This is a genomic window from Cupriavidus basilensis (assembly GCF_008801925.2).
Classification (GTDB): domain Bacteria; phylum Pseudomonadota; class Gammaproteobacteria; order Burkholderiales; family Burkholderiaceae; genus Cupriavidus; species Cupriavidus basilensis.
Genome location: NZ_CP062803.1, coordinates 2803726 through 2825225, shown reverse-complemented (window position 1 = coordinate 2825225; position 21500 = coordinate 2803726). Strand labels below are relative to the sequence as shown.

At 66.6% G+C, this 21500-nt stretch carries 20 protein-coding genes; 16 read left to right on the top strand and 4 right to left on the bottom strand.

Translation table 11 applies throughout. The features are described 5' to 3' along the window. Positions 1-117 precede the first annotated feature (117 nt). The 3 genes from F7R26_RS12875 (at position 118) to F7R26_RS12865 (ending at position 3400) form a co-directional block, all read left to right on the top strand. A complete protein-coding gene (locus F7R26_RS12875; RefSeq protein WP_150983350.1) occupies positions 118-1848 on the top strand; it encodes an ABC transporter substrate-binding protein in 1731 nt (576 codons plus the stop codon). Between the two features lie 336 nt (positions 1849-2184). Beyond that, complete coding sequence (locus F7R26_RS12870; protein WP_170301718.1) at positions 2185-2697, top strand: copper resistance protein CopQ; 513 nt, start codon at positions 2185-2187, stop codon at positions 2695-2697. 136 nt (positions 2698-2833) lie between these two features. Beyond that, entirely contained in the window at positions 2834-3400 is a 567-nt protein-coding gene (locus tag F7R26_RS12865) for a TetR/AcrR family transcriptional regulator (RefSeq protein WP_150983217.1), read from the top strand. 16 nt (positions 3401-3416) lie between these two features. Here F7R26_RS12865 and F7R26_RS12860 read toward each other — a convergent pair whose 3' ends face one another. Both F7R26_RS12860 and F7R26_RS12855 read right to left on the bottom strand, forming a co-directional pair. After that, positions 3417-4811 (bottom strand): APC family permease, encoded by a 1395-nt coding sequence (locus tag F7R26_RS12860; protein ID WP_150983218.1) that lies wholly within the window; start codon positions 4809-4811, stop codon positions 3417-3419. Positions 4812-4940: 129 nt separating this feature from the next. Further along, positions 4941-5813, bottom strand: a complete 873-nt coding sequence (locus F7R26_RS12855) for a LysR family transcriptional regulator (RefSeq protein WP_150983219.1) — start codon at positions 5811-5813, stop codon at positions 4941-4943. 145 nt (positions 5814-5958) lie between these two features. On the opposite strand from F7R26_RS12855, the gene F7R26_RS12850 reads away from it, so the two are divergent. The 3 genes from F7R26_RS12850 (at position 5959) to F7R26_RS12840 (ending at position 9121) form a co-directional block, all read left to right on the top strand. Beyond that, positions 5959-6564, top strand: coding sequence for a cysteine hydrolase family protein (locus tag F7R26_RS12850; RefSeq protein ID WP_150983351.1), 606 nt, complete (start codon positions 5959-5961; stop codon positions 6562-6564). A 200-nt stretch (positions 6565-6764) separates the two neighbouring features. Next, positions 6765-7763, top strand: coding sequence for a lipopolysaccharide heptosyltransferase I (waaC, locus tag F7R26_RS12845; RefSeq protein ID WP_150983220.1), 999 nt, complete (start codon positions 6765-6767; stop codon positions 7761-7763). Between the two features lie 236 nt (positions 7764-7999). Then, on the top strand, positions 8000-9121 hold the full coding sequence (locus tag F7R26_RS12840; protein WP_150983221.1) for an NADH:flavin oxidoreductase/NADH oxidase: 1122 nt from the start codon (positions 8000-8002) through the stop codon (positions 9119-9121). Between the two features lie 84 nt (positions 9122-9205). On the opposite strand, the gene F7R26_RS12835 is transcribed toward F7R26_RS12840, so the two are convergent. Then, entirely contained in the window at positions 9206-10186 is a 981-nt protein-coding gene (locus F7R26_RS12835) for a Bug family tripartite tricarboxylate transporter substrate binding protein (RefSeq protein ID WP_150983222.1), read from the bottom strand. Between the two features lie 89 nt (positions 10187-10275). Next, the gene (locus F7R26_RS12830; RefSeq protein WP_150983223.1) at positions 10276-11373 is read right to left on the bottom strand and encodes a porin; all 1098 of its coding nucleotides are present in this window, start codon (positions 11371-11373) and stop codon (positions 10276-10278) included. Between the two features lie 488 nt (positions 11374-11861). Here F7R26_RS12830 and F7R26_RS12825 point away from each other — a divergent pair, with 488 nt between their 5' ends. The 10 genes from F7R26_RS12825 to F7R26_RS12780 all read left to right on the top strand — a co-directional run bounded on the left by F7R26_RS12825 (position 11862) and on the right by F7R26_RS12780 (position 21494). Further along, positions 11862-12749, top strand: coding sequence for an alpha/beta fold hydrolase (locus F7R26_RS12825; RefSeq protein ID WP_150983224.1), 888 nt, complete (start codon positions 11862-11864; stop codon positions 12747-12749). A 230-nt stretch (positions 12750-12979) separates the two neighbouring features. Continuing rightward, positions 12980-13285 (top strand): recombinase-like helix-turn-helix domain-containing protein, encoded by a 306-nt coding sequence (locus tag F7R26_RS12820; RefSeq protein WP_150983225.1) that lies wholly within the window; start codon positions 12980-12982, stop codon positions 13283-13285. A 111-nt stretch (positions 13286-13396) separates the two neighbouring features. Beyond that, positions 13397-14452, top strand: coding sequence for an aromatic ring-hydroxylating oxygenase subunit alpha (locus F7R26_RS12815; protein WP_150983226.1), 1056 nt, complete (start codon positions 13397-13399; stop codon positions 14450-14452). Then, complete coding sequence (locus F7R26_RS12810) at positions 14445-15215, top strand: SDR family oxidoreductase (protein WP_150983227.1); 771 nt, start codon at positions 14445-14447, stop codon at positions 15213-15215. The genes F7R26_RS12815 and F7R26_RS12810 overlap by 8 nt, the downstream gene beginning before the upstream one ends. Positions 15216-15231: 16 nt before the next feature. Continuing rightward, complete coding sequence (locus tag F7R26_RS12805; protein WP_006157660.1) at positions 15232-15768, top strand: cupin domain-containing protein; 537 nt, start codon at positions 15232-15234, stop codon at positions 15766-15768. A gap of 59 nt (positions 15769-15827) precedes the next feature. Beyond that, positions 15828-16658, top strand: coding sequence for an IclR family transcriptional regulator (locus F7R26_RS12800; RefSeq protein WP_150983228.1), 831 nt, complete (start codon positions 15828-15830; stop codon positions 16656-16658). Between the two features lie 5 nt (positions 16659-16663). Next, positions 16664-17467: an SDR family oxidoreductase gene (locus F7R26_RS12795; protein WP_150983229.1), complete on the top strand. Its 804-nt coding sequence runs from the start codon at positions 16664-16666 to the stop codon at positions 17465-17467. Continuing rightward, positions 17460-19181, top strand: a complete 1722-nt coding sequence (locus F7R26_RS12790) for a thiamine pyrophosphate-binding protein (RefSeq protein ID WP_150983230.1) — start codon at positions 17460-17462, stop codon at positions 19179-19181. The genes F7R26_RS12795 and F7R26_RS12790 overlap by 8 nt, the downstream gene beginning before the upstream one ends. A 12-nt stretch (positions 19182-19193) precedes the next feature. Continuing rightward, complete coding sequence (locus F7R26_RS12785) at positions 19194-20000, top strand: aspartate dehydrogenase (RefSeq protein WP_150983231.1); 807 nt, start codon at positions 19194-19196, stop codon at positions 19998-20000. 21 nt (positions 20001-20021) lie between these two features. Further along, positions 20022-21494: an aldehyde dehydrogenase gene (locus F7R26_RS12780; protein WP_150983232.1), complete on the top strand. Its 1473-nt coding sequence runs from the start codon at positions 20022-20024 to the stop codon at positions 21492-21494. Positions 21495-21500: the final 6 nt, after the last annotated feature.

Below are 21500 nucleotides of genomic sequence, written 5' to 3'. Positions count from 1 at the left end.
CAAGAATAAGCGACGGATTTTTCGTCAATGGGCATAGCGGCCTGCACCTTCCCCGGACCGCGACCCAGACAAAGAGCAGGGAGGGGGATTCTCGAGGAGACGTCAATGAAGGTGCACGTGAAATTGGGCATGACGGCGCTGGCCTGCGCAGCGGCGCTCGCTTGCGGCCACGCCGCTTGGGCAGGCGAGGCCGAGGCCAAGAAGTGGGTCGACAGCGAGTTCCAGCCGTCGTCGCTCGCCAAGGACAAGCAGCTCGCAGAAATGAAGTGGTTCATGGACGCTGCCGCCAAGCTCAAGGCCAAGGGCGTGACGCAGATCAGCGTGGTGTCCGAGACCCTCACCACCCACGAATACGAATCCAAGACGCTGGCCAAGGCGTTCGAGGAGATTACCGGCATCAAGGTCAACCACGACATCATCCAGGAAGGCGACGTGGTGGAAAAACTGCAGACCTCGATGCAGTCGGGCAAGTCGATCTATGACGGCTGGATCTCCGACTCCGACCTGATCGGCACGCACTACCGCTATGGCGCCATCCTGCCGCTGTCTGACTATATGAGCGGCGCCGGCAAGGAGTGGACCAATCCGGGGCTGGACGTGAAGGACTTCATCGGCACCAAGTTCACCACCGCGCCGGACGGCAAGCTCTACCAGTTGCCCGACCAGCAGTTCGCCAACCTGTACTGGTTCCGTGCCGACTGGTTCGCGCGCAAGGACCTGCAGGACAAGTTCAAGGCCAAGTACGGCTATGACCTGGGCGTGCCCACCAACTGGTCGGCCTACGAAGACATCGCTAACTTCTTCTCCAACGATGTCAAGGAGCTCGACGGCAAGAAGGTCTACGGCCATATGGATTACGGCAAGAAGGACCCGTCGCTCGGCTGGCGCTTTACCGATGCCTGGCTGTCGATGGCCGGCGCCGCCGACAAGGGCCTGCCCAACGGCATGCCGGTCGACGAATGGGGCATCCGCGTTGGCGCCGACAAGTGCACGCCGGAGGGCGCGTCGGTTGCGCGCGGCGGTGCCGCCAACAGCCCGGCGGCGGTCTATGCGCTCACCAAGTACATCGACTGGATGAAGAAATACGCGCCGCCGCAAGCCATGGGCATGACCTTCTCGGAAGCCGGTCCGGTCCCGGCGCAAGGGCAGATCGCGCAGCAGGTGTTCTGGTACACCGCCTTTACCGCTGACATGACCAAGAAGGGCTTGCCGGTGGTCAATGCCGACGGCAGTCCCAAGTGGCGCATGGCGCCGTCGCCTTATGGCCCGTACTGGAAGCAGGGCATGCAGAACGGCTACCAGGACGTGGGCTCCTGGACCTTCTTCAAGAACACCGATCCCAACCGCCTCGCGGCGGCCTGGCTCTATGCGCAGTTCGTGACGTCCAAGACGGTATCGCTGAAGAAGTCGCTCACCGGCCTGACCTTTATCCGCGACAGCGACATTCATCATGAGTACCTTACCAAGAACGCGGCCCAGTACGGCGGCCTGATCGAGTTCTATCGCAGCCCGGCGCGGGTGGCCTGGACGCCCACCGGCACCAACGTGCCCGACTACCCCAAGCTGGCCCAGCTGTGGTGGAAGAACGTGGCGACCGCTGTGACCGGCGAGAAGACGCCGCAGGCCGCGATGGACAACCTGGCCGAGGAAATGGACCAGGTGATGGGGCGGCTGCAACGCGCCGGCATGACGAACTGCGCGCCCAAGCTCAACCCCAAGAGCGATCCCGCCAAGTGGCTGTCCGACGACCACGCGCCCTGGAAGAAGCTGGCCAACGAGAAGCCGAAGGGCGAGACCATCGCCTATGACAAGTTGTTGCAGGCGTGGAAGGAAGGGAAGGTGCGGTAAGCGTCATCCTTGATGGCGTAACGGACGGTGGCCTCGCGCCACCGTCTTTTTCTTTCGGGGTTTGTGATGCGTTATCGACAATGGCAATCTTCCCAAAATTCCCTTGACTATCTATCTACCAGTAGATAATATTCACGACATGGAAGCCGCTGCTCCGCCCCAGCAAGAAAGCTGAAGCAGGAAAGAGGATCCAGCGCATCACCCGGGGAATCCCCGTTTTTTTTGGCTGGCTTATCTATCTACTGGTAGATAACTGGCAAGAGAAGCGAAGGGTTCCAAAGCGTACCGATTCGATTCCGCCCAAGCGCGGGTCCTCAAATGGAAATGGAGAACATCATGACCTCGAACCTCTTCGCCAAGAGCCTGATCACCGCCGCCGCCCTGGCTGCCGCGTTCGTTGCCGGCACCGCCCAGGCTTCGGGCCCGAAGGACAGCACGTTCTCGGGTGACAAGTACGGCTACGTGTTCCGCACCACCACGCCCGACGCCTTCACCGACGGCGCGCGCAGCGGCAAGTTCGACCCGTTCACCGAAGGCGCACGTGTTGGCAAGGCTGACCCGTACACGGACGGTGCCCGCATCGTGGCCGGCCTGGATCGTAGCGGCGTGTCGGCCAGCCCGGCCCGCAGCGTTGACGCTTATACCGATGGCGCGCGCAGCGGCAAGTTCGACCCGTTCACCGAAGGCGCACGCGTTGGCAAGGCTGATCCGTACACGGATGGTGCCCGCGTTGTTGCCGGCCTGGATCGTAGTGGCGTGTCGGCCAGCCCGGCTCGCAGCGTGGACGCCTATACCGACGGTGCCCGTACCGGCAAGTTCGATGTGTTCACGGAAGGCGCCAACGCCTGAGCCACGCGCGACGCTTGAACACGTTGTGAATCCATCGGTAATCCAATGAATGCGGTGATACATGCAAAGAGCCGGTAACCCCGGCTCTTTGCCATTGCCGGCGCCTCGAGGGTCTGCCGAAAGGTGGATGCATGCCATGACGACTCCGTCCGTACGCGATCAACTGCTGGAGCACACCCTGGTGCTGGTGCGGCAGCGGGGGTTCAATGGATTCAGTTATCGGGACCTTGCCGAGCGGGTAGGCGTCAAGACCTCCAGCATCCATTACCACTTCCCCTCCAAGGAGGACCTGGTGCAGGCGGCGGTGACGGAGTACAGCGCCCGCAACTCGGAGCGCGTGCGCGGCATCGACACCAGCCTGCCGGTGGACGAGCAGGCTCGCGCTTACCTCGCGCCCTGGCTAGCCACCGCGGGCGGCGACGTCATCTGCCTGGTGGGCATGCTGTCCACGGACGCCGTGTTCCTGCCGGAAGCGGTGCATCGCATCCTCAAGGATTTCTACCGCCTGCACGAGGCCTGGCTCACGCGCCTGCTGGAAACCGCGCAGGCTGTGCAGCACAAGGCCTTGCCGATCCCGCCGCAGGCGCTCGCGCAAGCCGTGTTTGGCGCGCTGCAAAGCGGGCTGGTGGTTGCGCGGCTGTTCGGCGCGCCGCAGCGTATCGAGGCGGCGGCGGACCTGTTGACGGCATCGGTATCCGCCTAGGCGGCCCGGGAGCGTGTCACGGGCCCGGGGCCCCGAGTGCTCCACGCGTGGCGAGCCGCCGGCGCCGGCTGAGCCAGAGCGGCACCGCGCCAACCGCGATGCCGCCCAGGGCCACCACACGCGTGGCCAGGTCGAAGCTGGGGATGCTGTACAGCCCGATGAACCACAGGAACGCCGCGCTGCAAGCGGGCCAAAGCACCAGCAGCAACAGCCTGCCGGGCGCGCGGACGGCACCACGCCGGCAGTGCCAGGCACAGGCGAAGCCGGCTAGCCCGTAGTAAAACGCCACCTGGAAGCCGATGGCGTTGACCGAGTCCTGGATGATCTGGCCCACGCTGTTGAAGCAAGCGGACAACGCCAGCAGCAGCAAGCCGAACGAGGCGATCACCGCGGTGGCCACCCACGGCGTGCGCCAGGTGCGGTGCAGCTCGGCATAGCGCGGGTGCAGCAGGCCATCGCGGCCTTTGGCGTAGAGCGTGCGGGTGAACTGCAGGATCGAGGTTTCCAGCGTGCCCACGGTGCTGAGCATGACGGCCAGCACGGCCAGGTAGTCCCACGGGCGCGGGAACAGCCGCGCGGCGAGCGCAAACACCACGTTGGTGCCGGCTCGACGGATCTCCTGGTCACTCAGCAGGGCCTGGCTGGCGATGACGAAGGCCATGAACAGTGCCAGCACGATGACCATCGCCATCAATGCGCCGCGCCCGGGCGCATGCGCCGGATCGCGCGTTTCCTCGGTCAGGTTCGCCGTCACGTCCCAGCCCCAGAAGAAGAACAACGCCACCAGCGCCCCATTGGCAAACAGCTGCGGAGTAAAGCGAAATGGCGACAGCATGGCCAGCGAGAGCGGGTGGGCAAGCGGCAGCGGCGCGCGCAGCAGGGCAGCGAGCACGATCGCGGCCAGCACCCCGACCTCGACCAGCGTCATCGCCACCTGGGTGTAGCTGGTCAGCTTGACTCCCTTGACCACGACCACGCTTACCGCCAGCAGCCAGCCTGCGGCGACCAGGGTCACCACGGGCGGGCGCTCCGCCAGCGCCGGGTCGAACAGGAGCAGGGTGGCGGTGGCGGCCGGAATGGTGCCGGACACCATGAACACCGCCGAGGCCACCAACAGCGTCCAGCCCGCGAAAAAGCCGAGCACCGGATGAAATATCTCGCAGACCCAGGTGTAGCAGGCGCCCGCGCTGGGCTGCAGCCGGTTGAGTTGCTGGTAGGACAGCGTCACGCCGAACATGATCAGGCCGCAATACAGCAGGCTGGCCGGCGCCAGGCTTCCCACCGTCGCGACCAGGGTGGCGGTGGTGGCTGCCAGGCTGAAGGCGGGCGCCGTGCCCGCTACGCCCATGACGACGGATTCGCCCAGCCCGAGTGCGCCTGCGTCCAGCGTTGCCGGTGAATTCCGATCCATGGCGAAGCTCCCCGTGCCGTTGGTGGCCGGTGGCGGCCTGCCGACGGCACCGTGCGCGAGCCCGTGGAGGGCGGGCATGCTTCAGGCAACTATACTGCCTGCCCCCGCGTTTTCAACCGTTTCCGTGGCTCACGGGCATTGCCGCAGTTCCCCGGCCAGCCAGTCGATCACGGGCCGGAACCGGGAAGCGCCGCGAAACTCCTGCGGATAGGCCAGCCAGATTTCCCGTACCACCTCCGGCACCTCGCGCACCAGCGCCAGCCGGGCATCGTCCCGCGCCAGGTAGTGCGGCAGCAGGCCGATGCCCAAGCCGTTGCGAATGGCCTCGCGCACTGCCAGCAGGTTGTTCGACTGGAATCCCGTGCGTGCCGCCAGCGTGCGCGTCCATTCGGATTCCGGCAACGCCAGGCCTTCGTCCAGCAGGCCACACAATGGCGCGCCGGCGAGATCCTGCTCGCGCCATGGGCCGGCGTTGTCGGGCCGTACCGGCGCATACAGGCCAAAGCCCATGCTGCCCGCGCGCTGCGCGATGGCGTCGCTTTCCTGCGGCCGCGCCAGCCGCACCGCGATGTGGGCGCGGCGCCGCGCCAGGCTGGCGATGCGGTTGTCCGTTTCCAGCCTGACCTCGAGTTGCGGGTGCGCGCGATAGAGCCCGAACATGCGTGGTGTCAGGAAGTGGCTGCCGAGCGCGGCGGTGCAGGCGATGCTGACCACGCCGGAGACGCCGCTGCCGGTGTCCTCCACTTCGCGCAGCAAGCGCTGCGCCGAACTCTCCATCTGCTGCGCGGCGGCCAGCGCCGAGCGGCCGGCCGCCGAGAGCGCGAACGCGCCATCGGTGCGTGTTGCCACGGGCTTGCCGAGCGCCGTCTCCAGCCGCCGGATGCGGCGGATCGCCGTCGCGTGCGTGACCTCAAGCTCGCGGGCGCAGGCCGAGTAGTTGCCGGTGCGGATCAGCGTGGACAGGGTGAGCAGGTCATCCCAGTGGAGTGAACGTTTTTGCACAATGGATGTGAGCGCGTTGAGAATTGGCGAACAGAATAACGCGGCTTATCATCGCTTGCATGGTAGTCGCCCTTGTCGTGCCTGCCCCTGCCCGCGTATCCCCACGCTGTTTCCAACACCTGACACACAAGCAAAAGGAGCCATGATGACCACACCCTTTACCCTGCTCGACCTCGCCGGCGCCAGCCGTCTGCCTTCGGCGTGGGAGGCAGCCACGCTGGTGCTGATCGACCACCAGCGCGAGTATGTCGACGGCAAGCTGCCGCTGGTGGGCATGCCCGCTGCCATCGCGGCCTGCGGCGAGCTCCTGGCGCTGGCGCGCCGCCATGGCAGCCCGGTGGTGCACGTGGTGCATCACGGGCGGGCCGGCAGCGGCGGCGCCTTCGATCCCGAGGGCCCATATGCGGGCATCATCCAAGGGCTGGAGCCGCTTGGCGGCGAGCATACCGTGGTCAAGGGCCTGCCCAACAGCTTTGCCGGTACCACACTGGCCGCCATGCTGGACAAGCTAGGGCGCAAGGAATTGATCGTGGCGGGCTTCCAGACGCATATGTGCATCAGCGCCACGGTGCGCTCAGCGCTCGATCATGGCTATCGCAGCACGGTGGTGGCATCGGCCTGCGCCACGCGCGACCTGCCTGACCCGCTGGGCGGGGCGCCGCTCTCGGCGGCGGAAATCCATCGTCACTCGCTGGCGGCGCTGCATGATCGCTTTGCCACGGTGGTGGCTGGCCCTGGGGCCTGGGCCTGAGTCGGCCGGAAAAGGGGCGAGCGGGGCCAGCTGAGTCAAAGGCGAGCGCGGCATGCCGCTGGCGGGCGCCGGGTGCCGCGCGAACCCCATGCGGGGCCGTCGCAGGGCTTGCAAATTGGTGCGCCGCCCATGGGGCTGGTGCATACTACGGCCTCGCTGCCAGCCAGCGAGAACCGTCCGCAACTCGATTTTCCATTTCCATGAAACGCATTCTCCTCATCAAGATCACCTCTTTGGGCGATATGGTGCACACGCTGCCGTTGGTGTCCGACCTGCGGCGCGCCTATCCCGAGGCCAAGATCGACTGGGTGGCCGATGCGTCGTGTGCCGATATTCCGCGCTGGGCCGTGGGCGTGGATCGCGTGATCGCGCCGCCGCTGCGCGGCTTCAAGAAATCCCGCAACTGGGCCGACCTGCGTGCCATCATCGGCGCGCTGTGGGCCTTGCGCCGCGAGAAGTACGATGTGGTGGTGGATGTGCACGGCGTGTATAAGAGCGCCATCGTGGCCTGGCTGGCGCGCTCCAGCCGGCGCCTGGGCTACGCCGCCGAGTACCTTGGCGAGGCGCGCGCCGTGTTTGCCTACACGCAGATCTTCGGGCCGCATGGCGACGCTACCGCACGCCACAAGATGCGCATGGTGGTGGCAAACGCGCTTGGCTATCCGCTGGATCCCGTTGAGCATTACGCGCTGCGCGTGCCCGCGCCCGCGGCACCGCTCAATGCCGATGGCGTGCCGCGCGCGATGCTGTTCCACGCGACGTCCGTCGAGGCCAAGAAATGGCCCGCGCAGCGCTGGATCTCGGTCGGCAGGACGCTCACCGAGCGCGGCTACCGGATCCAGTTGCCCTGGGGCTCGCCCGCGGAGCGCGAGCAATCCGAAGCCCTGGCAGCGGAGATCCCCGGTGCCGAGGTCCTGCCGCGCATGACCATTACCGAATGCGCGCAACGGGTGGATGCCGCCGCGCTCGTGGTTGGCACCGATACCGGCTTCGTGCATCTGGCGGATGCGCTGGGCAAGCCGTCGGTGATGCTGTTTACGGTCACCGACAGCCAGCACTTCGGCATCAACACGCCCGGGCAGTCCGTCTCCGTTGGCGCACGTGGCGTGGTGCCGGAGATTGCGGACGTGCTCGCCGCGATCGGCCAGGTCACGGGCGGCCAGTCCAGGCCGCAACTGGTGGCCGCCAGCCAGGGCTGATCGTCGCCCGCCCCGCCGCAACGGCGGGGCGTCCTGTCCACTTGCGCGGCACCGGCAGTTCCAGGCGCCCGCGCTGCTCCCCTTGTTCATCACGGCATGCACGCCGTCCATCCGGGCCGCAACGGCGTTGCTGAAAAGGGCCGTCATGGCGCGACGACGCAAAAACCCCAGGCGCTCTAGAATGACATGCCATGCCCGCCGCAAGCCGGTGCCACAGACAGCAAGGAGTCTCCCCCATGAGTGATAGTCAGTTGTTCCAACCCTTTTCGATTGGCAATCTACGGCTGGAAAACCGCATCGTGATCGCGCCCATGTGCCAGTACTCGGCCGAGGAAGGCTCGGCCGCCGACTGGCACATGATCCACCTCGGCCAGCTCGCGCTGTCAGGCGCCGCGATGCTGATCATCGAGGCGTCGGCCGTGTCGCCGGAGGGGCGCATTACGCCGGGGGATCTCGGTTTGTACTCGGATGCGAACGAGGCGGCGCTCGGCAAGGTGATCAAGGCCATCAGGGCGCATTCGCCGATTGCGCTGGCGATACAGCTGGCGCATGCCGGGCGCAAGGCATCGAGCCACGCACCCTGGGAGGGCGGCAGCCAGATCCGCCCGGACCAGCCGCTGGGCTGGAAGACCCTGGCGCCGTCCGCCGTGCCGCACGCCGAGGGCGAGGATGCGCCGTTGGCGCTCGATCGCGCGGGCATGGACAAGGTGCGGGACGATTTCGTTGCCGCGGCCAGGCGCGCGGCCCGCCTGGGGCTCGATGGCATCGAGCTCCACATGGCGCATGGCTACCTGCTGCATCAGTTCCTGTCGCCGCTGGCGAACAAGCGCGATGACGAGTACGGCGGCAGCCTGGAGAACCGCATGCGGTTCCCGATCGAGGTGTTCGACGCCGTGCGCGCGGCTTTTCCCGCGGACAAGCCGGTGTGGGCTCGCATCTCGGCTACCGACTGGGTGCCTGGCGGGTGGGATATCGAAGGCACGATCGCGCTGTCGAATGCGCTCAAGGCACGTGGTTGCGCGGCCATCCATGTGACCACCGGCGGCGTTTCACCGTTGCAGGCGATCAAGCTGGGGCCGGGCTACCAGGTGCCTTACGCGCAGCGGGTCAAGGCGGAGGTGGGCTTGCCGACCATCGCGGTGGGGCTCATCACCGAGCCCGAGCAGGCGGAAGCCATCATCGCCAACGGCGAAGCCGATGCGGTGTCGCTGGCGCGCGCCATGCTCTACGATCCGCGCTGGGCATGGCATGCGGCGGCCAAGCTTGGCGCGCAGGTGCATGCGCCGAAGCAATACTGGCGCTCGCAGCCGCGCGAGTACAAGGACCTGTTCATTGATGCCAGTTTCGGGCAGCGCTAGGCTGCGCCGGAGAGCAAACGGCGTGCGGTTTGCGCGGGGCAAGCCGGACGCCGTCGCCTTGCACAGGCTCAGCCAGCCGATCCATCAATCGGCCTGGATGCCGAACTCCTTGACGATCTTGGCGTAGCGTGTCGAGTCCGATGCGATCAGCTTGCTTAGCGTAGCGGGCTCGCCGCCGACCGGCGTGATGGCGATGGTTGCCATGCGTGCCACCACGTCAGGCATTTTCAGGATGTCGTTGACGTGCGTATTCAGCGTTTTCACCAACTCCGGCGGCAGTCCCTTGGGTGCCAGCAGCGCTTGCCACGCGCCCACCTCCACATCCTTGTAGCCCAGCTCCGCGAGCGTCGGCACATTCGGCGCGAACGGCGAGCGCTTCATGTCCGCGACGGCCAGCGGCACGATGGCGCCCGTCCCGATGTACTGCGCCACCGCGCCCAGCGTGGAGTACGTCATCGGCACTTGCCCGCCGAGCACGTCGACCACCGCCGGCGCGGTGCCGCGATACGGCACCTGTGAGATGTTCACGCCCGCGGCCTTGTTGAACAGCTCGCCAAGGATGTGCATGGGCGATCCGTTGCCGGGCGTGGCGTAGGTCTGCACCGTACCCGCCTTGGCGCGCGCGACCAGTTCGGGCAGCTTGGTGATGCCCGTGCCTTTGTTGACCACCACGAACAGCGACTGCACGCCAAGCTGGGCCACCGGGGTGAAGTCGCCGCGCACGTCGTAGCTGGCGCCCGTGCCGTTCTTGAGCACCAGCGGCGCGATGGCAACGGTGTTGGGCGCGACCAGCAAGGTGTAGCCATCGGCGGCGGATTTGGCGACGTATGCGCTGCCGATCGTGCCGGCCGCGCCGGTGCGGTTCTCGACCACCACGGACTGGCGCAGGCGCCCCGAGAGTTTTTCGGCCAGCAGGCGGGCCAGCACGTCGGTGTCGCCGCCGGCCGGGTAGGCAACGACCAGCGTGATGGGTTTGGTGGGGTAGGCCTGCGCCCCGGCGCCGCCTGCCATCATGGCAGTTGTGGCCGCGATGGCAGCAAACAGAATGCGAGTTACGAGCTTCATGGGGAAACGCCTCTAGATTGACTTCGTGCGGACATGCAGCGCGTTGCGCGCCGCATGCCCGCCAGTGCCGCGCTGCGACGCGCCGGCGCTTAGAACGTGTGCTTGATGCCGATCATCGTGCCCAGCTGGTTGCCACCGGGCTTCGGGTTGGAACCCGTCTGGGCACCGCTGACCGACAGGGCGAGTTGGCCGCCGTTGTCGATGAAGCCAGCCGTGGCGTACACGGAGGTGCGCTTGGAGAAGGCGTAGGTACCACGCAACGCGTACAGCATCGCCTTGTTGTCGCTGTTGTGGTACTTGAGGTAATAGACCTGGCCGGCCAGCGTGAAGGCTGGCGTGATGTCATATGCCAGGCCCGCATACCAGAGGTCGCTGCGCGGCGTGGGGCTGCCGTCATTGTCGCGGCGGATCACCCCCAGGCCCATCTTGGTCTTGGACAGCAGCACGTAGCCATTGAGCGAGAGCCGGTCGTCCGTCTGGTTGCTCCTGGTCAGGCCGCCAAACGCGCCAGGCCCGCCACGCAGCGAGTCATAGGCCGCGGCCACGCCCCACCATTTGTTGTCGTACTGGAGCAAGGCCGACCATTCGCGGCATTGCTTGCTGTCGGCCGCATTTTCGCCCGCGCAGTTGGTGCCGGCCGGGCTCGGGCCCGCGTTCACCGTGTCGCGGCCAAAGCTATAGGTGGCACCCACCGTGAAGCCGCCGAACGTGCCCTTGTAGGAAACCGCATTGTCGGCGCGCGCGTTCGGCAGATAGCTGTCGAGCGAGCCCGAGCCGTACACGTTGGGGCCGAGGATGTCCGGGTCCAGCGTGGCCCAGAACAGCATGGTGTACTGGCGGCCCAGGGCGACCTGGCCCCAGGGGCCGGAGAGTCCGACCAATGCTTGCCGGCCGAACAGGCGCGCACCCTGGTTGGAGGTGCCGGAATCGGGGGCGAATCCGGATTCGAGCACAAACAGGCTCTTGAGCCCGCCACCAAGATCCTCCGTGCCGCGGATGCCCCAGCGCGACGGCACCGTACCCGTCAGGGTGTTCACGCGGGCCACGCCGTCCTTCGCCGCGCCAACATTGTTCACATACTCGATACCGGTATCGACGACGCCATACAGCGTCACCGTCGATTGGGCCGAGGCCAGCATGGGTACTGCGGCTGCAAGGGCAGCCAGTGCAATCCGTCCAAGTTTCATCGTTCGTTTCCTCTTCCTTTTCCTTTTCCGCCGTGTCGGTCGGTAGGCGTTGCAGCGCTTCGTCAGGCCATCGTCGAGCTGGGTCTGTGCATACCGTAATGAGCACTTTCCAACTTCTTTTGTTTTATAGGTAAAACATCAGATTACATAAGAAACAACGAGCAAAATATAGCTGGTCATTTCGGGAAACGCATGGGTGGGTAATCCCTAGTGATGCGGAGAAGCGACGAGTGGCCTGCACCAGCACGGCGCTGTTGCGCACCATGCTGCGCAACAGGGAGGAGGGCGGCGCGCTGCCGCCAGGCCGGGGAGCCGCGCCCGAATTGGTATGCAAGGCCGTTGCGCCAAAAAGGGGATTTGCGGACGCTTCAACGCCGGCGGAGCGCCGGACCCGGCGAAATTTTTTTGCAGGGGGTTAACCCGGATCAATTTCCAGATTCAGGCGGTCTATATTTCTTAAGTTTTATTTGCAAACTATGGTTTCATATATGGAACAAATTAACGCGCCTCAGCTACCCCAGCCGGATGAAGCGTTGCTCCGTGCACTCGATAGCGGCTTCGGTGAGCGGCGCATAGCTGCCGGCCGCGACGGCGCACCGCTCGCTTACCGGTGCGGCGGCAGCCACGGGCCTGTGGTGGTGCTGCTGCATGGCATCAGTTCCGGCGCGGCCTCCTGGCTGTCGTGCGCCAGCTTGCTGGCGGCGCACGCGCGCGTGATTGCGTGGGACGCGCCCGGCTATGGCAATTCGCAGGCCCTGCCCGTCGCGGCGCCCAAGGCTGCCGATTACGCGCTGCGCCTGCAGGACCTGATGCGTGCCCTGGACGTACGGCCCGATGTGATCGTGGGGCACTCGCTCGGCGCGCTGATGGCGGCCGCCTATGTGGCCGAGGCTAGCCCGGCGCTGCTGCCCGCGAAGTTGCTGCTGCTGAGCCCGGCGCAGGGATACGGCGGCCCCGGCAAAGAGGACAAGGCAAGGGACGTGGCGCGCCAGCGGCTCGAAGCGCTCGCGGCGGTGGGCGTGGAAGGCCTGGCCGAGCGGGGGCCCGGCCGCCTGCTGAGCGCCGCGGCAGGCGCCGATGTGCAAGCCTGGGTGCGCTGGAATATGCGCCGGCTGGATCCGGATGGTTACCGGCAGGCGGTGGCGATGCTGTGCGGCGATGCCATTGACGACTACCTCGGGCGCCGGGGGCAGGGCGTCAGGGTGCAGGTCGGCTGCGGCGCGCTGGATGTCGTGACGCCGCCGCCCGGGTGTGCGGCCCTGGCGGAGCGCTTTGCGTTGCCGTTCGAGCTGATCCCGGATGCCGGGCATGCCTGCTACGTGGAGCAGGCCAGCCGGGTTGCGCGCTGGATTCGCCACGGGCTTGCCGCAGCTTAGCCTTCCCTTTCCTCGCCCCCGTTCCTTCGTACCCCCCCCCGCCTCAGGCCGCCGCGCCGATGCCGATGCCACGTTCTCGTGGCATTGGTCAATCAAAAGGGTAAACCCCAGTCAATTTTTGAAGTTTCGTTGTCTATAGTGGTGTCTGTGTTCAATATTTAAATCAGCGTTTTATAGATGAAACAAAACGCTCGGTTAGCCGGTTGGCAATAAGGCAAAGGAGTAGCGCAATGGAAAACCTCGCATACAACCCGAATCTGGCGCCCTGGGAGCGTCCGGCTCCGAACAATGTCGCCGGCAAGGGCCACATCGAGCAGCCCGGCAAGGTCGCCAACATCGTGTGGCAGACCCGCGCCGCCATGCCCACCGCCTACGAAGACGCGCTGGGCGATGCGCTGGAGGCCGCCTTCGAAGCCGGTGCGAAAAGCCCGGAAGATATCGTGCGTTCGTTCAACCAGGCGGGCTTGCTGGGCGCGGATGGCCAGGCCTGGACCGAGGCGCGTTTCCTCGCCGAAATGCGTCGCCTGGGCGCCTGAACGAGGCGCCACGCAGTTCAAGAACATCAAAGCGATTGCGTCGCGAAGGGCAGTGCCATCAGGCGCCCCTCGAAAGAGCGATCCGATCCGGTACCCGCAAGAGAGCAAACAATGGAATCGAACAAGCAAGCGCGTGCTGAGGCGCGCCTGAACACCGGCCTGCACAACTATTGGTATCCGGTATCGGCCGCATGGGCGGTCACGCATGCACCGGTCGGCATCACGCGCCTGGGCCAGAACATCGTGCTGTGGCGCGATGGCGAAGGCCAGGTGCACGCGCTGGAAGATCGCTGCCCGCACCGCGGCGCGCGCCTGTCGATGGGCTGGAACCTTGGCGACCGCGTGGCCTGCTGGTACCACGGCGTGGAAGTGGGTGGCGATGGCCAGGTCAAGAGCGTGCCGGCCGTGGACAGCTGCCCGCTCGAAGGCAAGACCTGCGTGCGCAGCTACCCCGTGCAGGAAAAGGCCGGCGCCATCTTCCTGTGGTTCGGTGAGCGCGCTCCAGCGCAAGCCGATGCGCTGCGCCTGCCGGAAGAGCTGGAAAGCGACGAGCACACCAATTTCCTGTGCGTGGCGCATTGGGATTGCAACTACCGCTACGCCATCGACAACGTCATGGACCCGATGCACGGCGCCTACCTGCATGCGGTGTCGCACTCGATGGCCAGCGGTGAAAAGCAGGCTGTGATGGCCGTGCGCGAGACTGACACCGGCCTGGTGTTCGAGAAGACCGGCCAGCGCGGCGTGAACTTCGATTGGGTGGAGTTCGGCGAAACCGGCACGATGTGGTTGCGCCTGGCCATCCCCTATCGCGCCAAGGTGGGTCCTGGCGGCCCGTTCGGCATCGTTGGCATCGCTACGCCGGTGGATGAGGAGCACTGCATGGTGTTCTTCTGGCGCACCCGTCACGTGCAGGGTTGGGAGCGCGATGTCTGGCGCTTCCTGTACCGCAACCGCCTGGAGGGCCTGCACTGGGACGTGCTGGAGCAAGACCGCGTGGTGCTCGAAATGATGGCGCCGAACGCGCGCGAGCATGAAACGCTGTACCAGCACGATGTCGGCATCACCCGCGTGCGCCGCCTGCTGCGCCGCCGTGCCGACCAGGAAGTCGCTGACGAGCCCGTTGCCATGTTGAAGCCGGTTGGCGGGGTGGCCGGCCATGCCTGAGATCGATCGCCATAACCTGCTGGCTGGCCGGCGCGTGCTGGTGACCGGCGCCGCGCGCGGGCTTGGCCTGGCCTTTGCCACCGCGATTGCCGAAGCCGGCGCCGCCGTCGCCATGGCGGACATCCTGGCGGACCGCCTGCACGAGGGAGCCGCTGCGCTGCAGGCCCGCGGGCTGAAGGCGCTGCCGTTCGTGCTCGACCTGGGCAACCCCGAATCGGTGACGGCCTGCGCCAACGCGGCGGCGGCCGGGCTGGGCGGCCTCGACGGCCTGGTCAACAACGCCGCGGTGACCGACTCCGGCGGGCGCGACGCCAGCGCCATCGACATCGCCACCTGGGACCGCGTGATGAATATCAACGTGCGCGGTACCTGGCTGATGACCACCGCCTGCCTGCCGGCGCTGCGCGCCTCGGGCCGCGGCGCCATCGTCAACCTGGCGTCCGACACGCCGCTGTGGGGCGCGCCCAACCTGCTGGCATACGTGGCCAGCAAGAGCGCCATCATCGGCATGACCCGCTCGCTGGCGCGCGAGCTGGGCGACGACCAGATCACCGTCAATGCCATAGCACCGGGGCTGACCCTGGTGGAGGCAACCGAATACGTGCCCCAGAAGAGGCGCGACCTCTATCGCGAGCAACGCGCGATTTCCCGCGAGCAGCTACCCGAGGATGTCTCCGGGGCCGTGCTGTTCGCCCTTTCCGACCTGGCCCGCTTCGTGACGGGCCAGACGCTGGCCGTCAACGGCGGCTTCGTCATGCACTGAGCTAGAAGGAATCCAAATGAGCGATCTTTCCCAACAAGACAACATCAAGCGTTCCTGGGAGCAGCCGTCTGGCGCTTCCTTCGACCAGTGGATGGAGAGCCGTGTCGCGCGCTTCTCCACCCGCCGCTACGACTGGGACGCGCTGAAGTTCCAGGCTGACTACGATCCCAAGTACCGCCGTGCGCAGATGCGTTACCTCGGCACCGGCGGCACCGGCGTGGCCACCGACACCAATACCGTGCCGTCCGAGAACTTCACGTTCTCGACCATGATCATCCCGGCCGGCCACGAAGGCCCGTCGCACCTGCACACGGACGTGGAAGAGGTCTTCTTCGTCATGCGCGGCAAGATCAAGCTGATCCTGGAAAAGGACGGCGAGCGCTTCGAAACCATCCTGACCGACCGCGACCTGGTCTCGGTGCCCCCCGGCGTGTACCGCGAGGAAATCAACATCGGCGAGGAAGACGCGCTGATGTGCGTGATGCTCGGCGCCAAGAAGCCGATCACGCCAACGTACCCGCCCGAGCATCCGCTCACCAAGGTCAAGCGCTGAACAGCGCGCGGCCGGCGCGCCAATCGGGGTGCCGGCCCAGTTGAAATACAAGCCATCTCATGACTCAAGAACGCCTGTCGGAAGACATCCAGGACAAGTACATCGTGCCCGGGCTGGAACGCGGCCTGCGCCTGCTGGCCGAGTTCAGCCGCCGCGACCGCACCTTGTCGGCGGCCGACCTGGCGCGCCGGCTCAAGGTGCCCCGCTCCACGGTGTTCCGGCTGCTGGCCACGCTGGAGATGATGGGCTTTGTCGAACGCACCGACGGCGGCCGCGATTACCGCCTCGGCATGGCGGTGCTGCGCCTGGGCTTCGAGTACCTGGCTTCGCTGGAACTCACCGAGCTGGGGCGCCCGCTGCTCGATCGCCTGCGCGACGACATTCGTTACCCGTGCAACCTGGTGGTGCGCGACGGCCGCTCGATTGTCTATGTGGCCAAGTCGGTGGCGCCCACGCCATTCAGCAGTTCCGTCACCGTGGGGACCCGCCTGCCGGCGCACGCCACCGTGCTTGGGCGCGTGCTGCTCGAAGACCTGACGCTGGCCGAGTTGCGCCAGCTCTATCCGGAGCCGCAACTGGAAGTGTTCACGCCCAGCACGCCGCGTACGGTCGAAGCACTGTTCGAGATGGTGCAGCGCGACCGCGAGCGCGGCGTGGTGCTGCAGGAAGCGTTCTTTGAGGCCAGCATCTCGACCATCGCGGCACCGGTGCGGGATCGTACCTGCAAGGTGGTGGCGGCGCTGGGCGTGACCATCCCGGCCTCGCGCATTGATCCGGAGCAACTGGACATGATGGAAGAGAAAGTCAGAGACACCGCGGGCGAACTGTCTCGCCTGCTGGACTACCGCCCGCGCGAGCATGGCAAGGTGGTCAACCTGTATCGGGAGTGAGGACGATGTCCATGATTGAACTCGACGGCAAGGTTGCCGTCGTCACGGGTGGGTCCTCGGGCATCGGCCTGGCCACCGTCGAACAACTGCTGGAATCGCGCGCCGCCGTAGCGCTGTGCGGCCGCAACGAAGCGCGGCTGCGCGAAGCGCAAAGCCATCTGCGCGCACGCTTCCCCGAAGCCCGCCTGTATGCCGCTGCCTGCGACGTGCTGGACCCCGCGCAGGTAGCCGCCTTTGCCGCCGCCAGCGAGGCCGCGCTCGGCCCCGCCGACATGCTGATCAATAACGCCGGGCAGGGCCGCGTCTCCACGTTCTCGAACACCGAGGACGCGGCTTGGCTCGAAGAACTGCAGCTCAAGTTCTTTTCGGTGATCCATGCCACGCGTGCGTTCCTCGCGCAACTGGAGCGCTCGGACAGCGGTGCCATCGTCTGCGTGAACTCGCTGCTGGCCGTGCAACCCGAGCCGCATATGGTGGCGACGTCCGCGGCGCGCGCCGGCGTGCATAACCTGGTGCGCTCGCTGGCCACCGAATTCGCCCCCAAGGGCATCCGCGTCAACGGCATCCTGCTCGGCCTGGTCGAGTCGGGCCAGTGGCGCCGGCGTTTCGAAGCGCGCCCGGATGCCGAGCGCGACCTCGACTGGGCCGCGTGGACCGCGCGCCTGGCGCAGCAAAAGCATATTCAACTTGGCCGTCTTGGCCTGCCGCAGGAAGCCGCACGCGCGATCCTGTTCCTTGCCTCGCCGTTGTCTTCGTACACCACGGGCAGCCACATCGATATTTCCGGAGGACTTTCCCGTCATGCGTAACGAACAGCAACAAGTCACGGTGGGCTACGCCATCGCCGCCTTCCTCGAACAATGCGGCGTCAAGGCAGCGTTCGGCGTGATCTCGATCCACAACATGCCCATCCTCGACGCGATGGGCGAGCGCGGCAAGATCCGCTTCGTGCCCGCGCGCGGCGAAGCCGGCGGCACCAATATGGCCGACGCCTGCGCCCGCACCACCGGTGGCCTGGGCGTGTGCCTGACCAGCACCGGCACCGCTGCGGGCAACGCCGCCGGCGCCATGGTCGAAGCACTGACCGCCGGCACGCCGCTGCTGCACCTGACCGGCCAGATCGAAACGCCGTACCTGGACCAGAGCCTGGCCTACATCCACGAGGCGCCGGACCAACTGACCATGCTGAAGGCCATCTCCAAGGCCGCGTTCCGCATCCGCAGCGCCGATACCGCGCTGAGCACCATCAAGCTCGCCGTGCAAACCGCGCTGACCGCGCCGACCGGCCCCGTCAGCGTGGAAATCCCCATCGATATCCAGGCCGCACTGATCCCGATGCCGACCGACCTGCGCCCGCTGGCGGTGCCCACCCACGTGCCGTCTGCCCACGCGCTGGACGAACTGGCAGAGCGCTTGTCCAAGGCAAAGCGCCCGCTGTTGTGGCTGGGTGGTGGCGCACGCCACGCCGGCGCGCAGGTCAAGCGTCTGATGGCGCTGGGCTTTGGTGTTGTCACCAGCACGCAAGGCCGCGGCATCGTGGCCGAAGACGATCCCCGCTCGCTGGGTGCCTTCAACCTGCACAAGCCGGTGGAACAGTTCTATCAAACCTGCGACGCCATGCTGGTGGTGGGCTCGCGCCTGCGCGGCAATGAAACGCTGAAGTACGAACTGAAGCTGCCGCGCCCGCTGTTCCGTGTGGATGCCGATGCATCCGCCGAAGGCCGCTGCTACCAGAGCGACTACTTCGCCAGCGGCGATGCGGCGCTGGCACTCGATGGCCTGGCCGACCGCCTGGAAGGCAAGCTCAAGGTGGACCCGAACTTTGCCGCTGACCTGCGCAGCGCGCACGAAGTCGCCATGAGTGGCCTGATCGACGGCCTGGGCCCGTACTCGGCGCTGGTGGAAGCGCTGCAAGGCGCGGTCGGCCGCAACTTCAACTGGGTGCGCGACGTGACCGTCTCCAACAGCACCTGGGGCAATCGCCAGCTGCGTATTTTCGACTCCCGTGCCGGCGTGCATGCGCTGGGCGGGGGCATCGGGCAGGGCCTGGCGATGGGCATCGGCGCCGCCGTGGGCGCGGCGGTGACGGCTTCCGGCAAGAAGACGTTCTGCCTGGCCGGCGATGGCGGCTTCATCCTGAACCTGGGTGAACTGGCTACCGCCGTGCAGGAACGCGCCGACGTGGTCTTCGTGCTGATGAATGACAAGGGCTATGGCGTGATCAAGAACATCCAGGACGCGCAATACGGCGGTCGGCGCCACTACGTGGACCTGCACACGCCGGACTACGCGCAACTATCGCAATCGCTGGCCCTGCGCCATCGCCGCGTCAGCAACCTGGCCGACGTGGGTGCCGCACTGGAAGAAGCCACCATCGAATCCGGCCCGTTCCTGCTGGAGATCGACATGCTGTCCATCGGCACGTTCAAGACCGCGTTCGCAGGCCCGCCGGTCAACAAGGAAGCCGATGCCGACGCCGAGAAGACCGCACGCGCGGCCGAACGCAGCACTGTGACCGCCTGAGGGAGACGCAACATGCTGCATGTGTCGATGGTGGGATGCGGAGCGATCGGGCGCGGTGTGCTCGAGCTGCTCAAGAGCGATCCGGACGTGGTGTTCGACGTGGTGGTGGTGCCCGAGGCGCAGATGGACCAGGCCCGCCATGACGTCTCCGCGCTGGCGCCGCATGCACGGGTTGCCACCTGCCTGAGCCAGGCCGACGGACGGCCCGACCTGCTGGTGGAGTGCGCTGGCCACCATGCGCTGGAAGAGCACATCGTGCCGGCGCTGGAGCGCGGCATCGCCTGCATGGTGGTGTCGGTGGGTGCGCTCTCCGAGCCGGGGCTGGCCGAGCGGCTGGAAGCCGCGGCACGGCGCGGCGGCACGCAGGTGCAGCTGCTCTCCGGCGCCATCGGCGCCATCGACGCACTGGCGGCAGCGCGCGTGGGCGGGCTGGACTCGGTGGTCTACACCGGGCGCAAGCCGCCCGGCGCGTGGAAGGACACGCCGGCCGAGGCGCTGTTCGCCCTCGACGCGCTGACCGAGGCCACGGTGATCTTCGAGGGCACCGCCCGCGAAGCCGCGCGGCTTTACCCCAAGAACGCCAACGTCGCGGCCACGCTGTCGATGGCCGGCCTCGGGCTGGACCACACGCAGGTCAAGCTGCTGGCGGATCCGGGCGTGGATGAAAACGTGCACCACGTGGAAGCGCGCGGCGCCTTCGGTGGTTTCGAGCTGACCATGCGCGGCAAGCCGCTGGCGGCGAACCCCAAGACTTCGGCGCTGACGGTATTCAGCGTGGTGCGTGCGCTGGGCAACCACGCCCATGCCATGTCGATTTAAGCAGGCAGCAAGGCAATCATCATGAAGCAAGAGATTCTCCCCATCTGTATCGCAGGCCAGTGGCGCCTGGGCGGCGGCGAGCGCTACGCCACGCGCTACCCGGCCACCGGCGAGGTCGTCGCGGAACTGAACGCGGCCAGCCTGGACGACGTGGAAGAGGCCGTGCAGGGCGCGCACCGCGCGTTCCTCACCAGCGGCTGGGCGCAGCGCAAGCCGCACGAGCGCGCAGCCGTGCTGCATCGCGTGGCCGACCTGATCCGCGCGCGCGCCGAGCCGCTGGCGCAGCGCCAGCGCCTGGACAACGGCAAGCCCATCAGCGAGACGCGCGCGCTGGTGGCCAGCGCCGCCGGTACGTTCCAGTTCTTCGCGGCGGCCTGCGAAACCCTGGAGGAGACGCTCACGCCCGCGCGTGGTGATTTCCTCACCATGAGCGTGCACGAAGCCATGGGCGTGGTGGCGGCGATCACGCCGTGGAATTCGCCCATCGCCAGCGAGGCGCAGAAGCTGGCGCCCGCGCTGGCCGCCGGCAACGCGGTGGTGATCAAGCCCGCCGAGATCACGCCGCTGATGGCGCTGGAACTCGCCGCCATCTGCGAGGAAGCCGGCGTGCCCAAGGGCCTCATCAGCGTGCTGCCGGGCAAGGGCTCGGTGATCGGTGATGCCATTACCAAGCACCCGCTGGTGCGCCGTGTGTCCTTCACCGGCGGCACCACTACGGGACGCCATATCGCCCACATCGCCGCCGACAAGATGATGCCGGTGTCGCTGGAGCTGGGCGGCAAGTCGCCCACCATGGTGTTCGAAGATGCGGACCTGGACCACGCGGTCAACGGCGTGCTTTACGGCATCTTCAGTTCCTCGGGCGAGTCGTGCATCGCGGGTTCGCGCCTGTTCGTGGCACGTTCCTTGTATGAGCCTTTCATGGACCGCCTGGCCGAGGGCGCGGCGCGCCTGCGCGTGGGCGATCCGGCCGACGAACGCACCCAGATGGGGCCGCTGATCAGCGACCGCCATCGCGACTCGATCGAATCGTATGTGGCGCTTGGCGTATCCGAAGGCGGCCAGCTGCGCACGGGGGGCATCCGCCCCACGGTGGCGGGCTGCGAGAACGGCTACTTCTACACGCCGACCATCATCGAGGGGCTGGATAACAGCGCCCGCGTATGCCAGGAGGAAATCTTCGGGCCGGTGCTGGTGGCGATGGCCTTCGACGACGAGGACGACCTGATCGCGCAAGCCAACGACAGCGTGTACGCGCTGGCGGCCGGCGTATGGACGCGCGACTACAAGCGCGCGTGGCGTTTTGCGCGTGCGGTGCAGGCCGGCAATGTGTGGATCAATACGTACAAGCAGTTCTCGATCTCGACGCCGTTCGGCGGCTGGCGCGACAGCGGGCTGGGGCGCGAGAAGGGGCGGCTAGGGATCCTGCAGTACATGGAACAGAAGAGCGTGTACTGGGGCATGCATGAACAACCGCTGCCGTGGGCTAACTAAATGAGC

Coding starts and splice junctions, on each gene's coding strand:
- F7R26_RS12865 (WP_150983217.1), top strand. CDS start 2,834: ATGACGACTCCGTCCGTACGCGATCAACTGCTGGAGCACACCCTGGTG.
- F7R26_RS12790 (WP_150983230.1), top strand. CDS start 17,460: ATGCGTAACGAACAGCAACAAGTCACGGTGGGCTACGCCATCGCCGCC.
- F7R26_RS12810 (WP_150983227.1), top strand. CDS start 14,445: ATGCCTGAGATCGATCGCCATAACCTGCTGGCTGGCCGGCGCGTGCTG.
- F7R26_RS12840 (WP_150983221.1), top strand. CDS start 8,000: ATGAGTGATAGTCAGTTGTTCCAACCCTTTTCGATTGGCAATCTACGG.
- F7R26_RS12820 (WP_150983225.1), top strand. CDS start 12,980: ATGGAAAACCTCGCATACAACCCGAATCTGGCGCCCTGGGAGCGTCCG.
- F7R26_RS12860 (WP_150983218.1), bottom strand. CDS start 4,811: ATGGATCGGAATTCACCGGCAACGCTGGACGCAGGCGCACTCGGGCTG.
- F7R26_RS12870 (WP_170301718.1), top strand. CDS start 2,185: ATGACCTCGAACCTCTTCGCCAAGAGCCTGATCACCGCCGCCGCCCTG.
- F7R26_RS12815 (WP_150983226.1), top strand. CDS start 13,397: ATGGAATCGAACAAGCAAGCGCGTGCTGAGGCGCGCCTGAACACCGGC.
- F7R26_RS12795 (WP_150983229.1), top strand. CDS start 16,664: ATGTCCATGATTGAACTCGACGGCAAGGTTGCCGTCGTCACGGGTGGG.
- F7R26_RS12850 (WP_150983351.1), top strand. CDS start 5,959: ATGACCACACCCTTTACCCTGCTCGACCTCGCCGGCGCCAGCCGTCTG.
- F7R26_RS12830 (WP_150983223.1), bottom strand. CDS start 11,373: ATGAAACTTGGACGGATTGCACTGGCTGCCCTTGCAGCCGCAGTACCC.
- waaC (WP_150983220.1), top strand. CDS start 6,765: ATGAAACGCATTCTCCTCATCAAGATCACCTCTTTGGGCGATATGGTG.
- F7R26_RS12780 (WP_150983232.1), top strand. CDS start 20,022: ATGAAGCAAGAGATTCTCCCCATCTGTATCGCAGGCCAGTGGCGCCTG.
- F7R26_RS12805 (WP_006157660.1), top strand. CDS start 15,232: ATGAGCGATCTTTCCCAACAAGACAACATCAAGCGTTCCTGGGAGCAG.
- F7R26_RS12800 (WP_150983228.1), top strand. CDS start 15,828: ATGACTCAAGAACGCCTGTCGGAAGACATCCAGGACAAGTACATCGTG.
- F7R26_RS12835 (WP_150983222.1), bottom strand. CDS start 10,186: ATGAAGCTCGTAACTCGCATTCTGTTTGCTGCCATCGCGGCCACAACT.
- F7R26_RS12825 (WP_150983224.1), top strand. CDS start 11,862: ATGGAACAAATTAACGCGCCTCAGCTACCCCAGCCGGATGAAGCGTTG.
- F7R26_RS12785 (WP_150983231.1), top strand. CDS start 19,194: ATGCTGCATGTGTCGATGGTGGGATGCGGAGCGATCGGGCGCGGTGTG.